This window comes from Tardiphaga sp., assembly GCF_028290495.1.
GTDB lineage: Bacteria > Pseudomonadota > Alphaproteobacteria > Rhizobiales > Xanthobacteraceae > Tardiphaga.
This window is the reverse complement of the sequence record NZ_JAQGJT010000191.1, coordinates 1-2841: the sequence shown is the minus strand read 5'-3', so window position 1 is coordinate 2841 and position 2841 is coordinate 1. Positions and strand designations below refer to the sequence as shown.

The window sequence follows — 2841 nt, the reverse complement described above, 5'->3', positions numbered from 1 at the left end:
GTGTGGGATCGGAGGTCATAGCCACCAACACCCGCTTGAATTGCTCGATCAGTTCTTCGACGGTGGCCGCGTCGAATACATCCGTACGGAACTGAAGGCGAAGTCCCAGTTCGCGGCCCGGCGCGGCTTGGATCGTAAGCGGGTAGTGGTAATAGTCGCGGTCATTCGACTCGGTGATGACCAACTCGTCGACGCGCTCCAACCTGGCGGTACCGGTCGGATAGTTTTCGTACACGAAAACCGTGTCGAACAATCGTTCCTGGCCGACGATGCGCTGTATGTCGCTGAGTGCCAGGTGCTGGTGCTCGAGCGTGTGGTTGTGGGCGTTCTGCAGCTGCTCCAGCAGGTCTGTGGTGGTGGTCGTTGGGGTGATGTTCGCCCGCACCGGCACCGTGTTGATCATCAGGCCAACCATCGAGTCCGCGCCGGTCACCTCGGCCGGCCTACCCGAGACCACGGCGCCGAAGGCGACATCGTGCTGGCCGGTCAGCGAGCACAGCAGCTGCGCGAAGGCGGCTTGCAGCACGGTGCTGACTGTCGTGTGGTGCGAACGCGCCAGCTCGTTAACCGCCCGCGTGGCCTCTTCAGACACCCGGAACGACTGAAAGTCTCGCGGCCCGATCCCCAGCCGATCCTGCGGACCCACCAAGGTAGGGGTGTCGAAACCGGCCAACACCTCACGCCACGCGGCGCGTGCGCCACCGGTGTCTCGACCGGCCAGCCAGCTGACGAACCTGCGATACGACACGGCCGCGGGCAGCCGATGCCCGTAATAGCTGATGAAGATCTCCCGCAGCAGGATCTGCAGCGACCAGCCATCCATCAAGATGTGATGGTTGGTGAGCACGAGTCGGTGGCGATCTGCTGCGGTGCGGATCACCGCGACGCGGAAGGCCGGCGGGTTGGCGAGGTCGCAGACCGCGGCGCGTTCGGCGGCGCACAGCTGCTGGATCTGCTCCTCGCCATCCACGCCTGGGTCGAGCTCGACATACTGCCACGCCGCCGAGGGATCGGCCGGGATGACTTGCACCGGCTCATCGAACCGGTCGCAGAATCGGGCTGCCAGATTGGGATGGCGGTTGACGACGGTGTGCACCGCATCGCGCAGCCGGTTCGGATCAAGCGGGCCGCTCAACCCGATGTCCAGCTGCACCGCATACACATCGTCGTGGAGTTCGTGCGCGACGCTGGCGTGAAACAGCAGCCCCTGCTGCAACGGGGTCAGCGGTAGGACATCAGCGACCCGGTACTGCCGGCATAGCTCGTCGATCTGCTGCTGCCTCAGCCGTGCGGGCGCGATATCGGAGGGGGTCAAACCGCCGCCACCGCGACGCACATGCACACAGATCCCGGCCAGGGCCTCGAACCACAGCCGGCTCAGCCGATTGACCTGCTCCTGCTCAACTGCCGAGGGCGCCCACGCCCAGTTGGCCTGCAGATGCGGGCCGGAGTCGGTGTCAGCGGTGCTGGCATTGACCTCGATGGCATGCGCAAGCGTTAGCGGGACAGCCTGGCTGGTGCCGGCAGCCGCCGCGCCTTGTTGGCTGATCCGCCAGAAATCGTCGGAGAGTTCCGCGGCCGCAGCACCCAGACGCCCCAGATAGTTGAACCCGAACGCCGGATCCGGCCCGGCCAGGTCGACATCGGGATTCAAATAGCGGAGCACACCATAGGTCAAACCGTCCGGCAGCGCCCGCAGTTGCTCCTTGGCATCCTTGACCACCGCACCCAGCGCCGCCTCACCGGCCACTACCTGCGCCCACGACAGTCCACCCACGGCCAACGACACCGGGTACTTGGTGGTGAACCAGCCCACCGTGCGCGACAAGTCCACATCGGCGCCCAATTCCTCCTGGCGCCCATGACCTTCCACATCGATACCAACCGGCGCAGCACCGGCGCCCAGGAACTCCGCCACCGCCAAGCCGAACGCGATCAACAAAATGTCCTGCACGCCAGCGTGAAACGCTGCGGGCACCACACCCAGCAGCATCCGGGACGTCTCGGCATCCAACTCCACCGACAGCTTCCCAGCACTGGCATAGGTATCCACACCAGGCTCCACCGCTGGCAACACCGTCGGTGCCGCCGCCACCTGCCGCCACACGTCCGCCTGGTCCACGACTTCCGGTTCGCGTGCATACTCGGCCAGCAGCGACGACCACCGGCCAAACGACGTACCGGGCGCCGACAGCACCACCGGCTGCCCGCCGCGATGCTGAACCCAAGCGATGTTCAGGTCCTCCAGCAGAATCCGCCACGAAACCCCGTCGATGGCGAGATGGTGAATGATCAACATCAACTGGCTAGTGGCGCCCACCCACAGCGCAGACAGCATCGCACCAGCGGCCGGGTTCAGCCGCGAGCGCGCATCCACCACCGCCGCATCAGACAGCGTCTCCACCGACTGCAGGCACCCGCCCGCACGCACCGAACCCGCCTCGGGCACCGTCAACGACCAGCCCCTGCCACCCTCATCGTCGGCGCGCGCCCGCAGCATGGCATGCCGATCCAGCAAGGCCTGCAACAGCACCACCACATCGGACTCGGTCACGCCGACGGGAGCCTGCAGCACCACCGTCTGATTGAACTGATCAACCGGACCCTCGACCTCGTGGAGCCAGCGCATGATCGGGGTCGCCACCGCCTTCTCGACGCCCTCATCAAACGTGGCACCCGCAGCGGCGGCCGCCTGGATCAGCCGGGCCACCCGGGGCGGCCGGGCCACCCGGGCCACCCGGGCCACGGTCTGCTCGACGAAGACATCGCGTGGCCGACAAACCACCCCGGCGAGACGCGCCCGCGCCACCACCTGCATCGACAAAATGCTGTCCCCGCCTA

General features: G+C 66.3%; 1 protein-coding gene. It reads right to left on the bottom strand.

Annotation, left to right across the window (positions count from 1 at the left end; genetic code table 11):
- Positions 1–2818 (bottom strand): condensation domain-containing protein (locus tag JWQ24_RS27820; RefSeq protein ID WP_299815626.1); only part of this gene is annotated, 2818 nt, incomplete at its 3' end.
- Positions 2819–2841 lie beyond the last annotated feature (23 nt).